Annotated in this window: 1 protein-coding gene; it reads right to left on the bottom strand. The window is 47.0% G+C overall.

What is annotated here, in order from left to right; all coding sequences use genetic code 11:
* The coding region (gene murI / locus R7Z47_RS25965; protein WP_318130913.1) for a glutamate racemase at window positions 1-538 on the bottom strand (538 nt) is incomplete at its 3' end.
* Between the last annotated feature and the right edge of the window lie 47 nt (window positions 539-585).

Raw genomic sequence — 585 nt, forward strand, 5'->3', positions numbered from 1 at the left:
CGTCTACTTTATTGCATAGCGGCGATAAGATGCTTTTCAGTTCATCCAAAGGAACACTTTCACCCCGTAGCTTTTCTTCTGCCATATCAACCAAACGCGTCGAACCTAGCAATTCAACTGGCTTACCTTGTGCAAAATCGCGGATCAGTTCATGAGTGTATTGACGAGTGACGGTCGCAGGCGTTGCGATTAATCCTACTCCCTGAGTCGCTAGTAAGGAGGCCGGTTTGATGGCAGGCACGACGCCAACAACTGGCACTGATAAGTTGTCACGCAATGACGGCAATACGATTGTACTGGCAGTATTGCACGCAATGACGACGATATCGATGTGATGCTCTGCTACCAATGCGGAAACCAGCTGATTGACGCGCGAGATAAGCACATTCTGATCGAGTTCGCCGTAAGGATAAGCTTCGTTATCGAACAGATAGAAGTAGTCTAAGTGTGGAAGGAGTTGGTGAATTTCTTGGAAAACTGACAGTCCGCCGACACCGGAATCAAACACTAGAACTTTTTTCTTACTTGATGCTCGCACGAGTCTTACCTGATGAATAGAGACTCGGCGATCATACTGGTTAGATT

This window comes from Vibrio sp. 1641, from assembly GCF_033339995.1.
GTDB classification, from domain to species: domain Bacteria; phylum Pseudomonadota; class Gammaproteobacteria; order Enterobacterales; family Vibrionaceae; genus Vibrio; species Vibrio alginolyticus.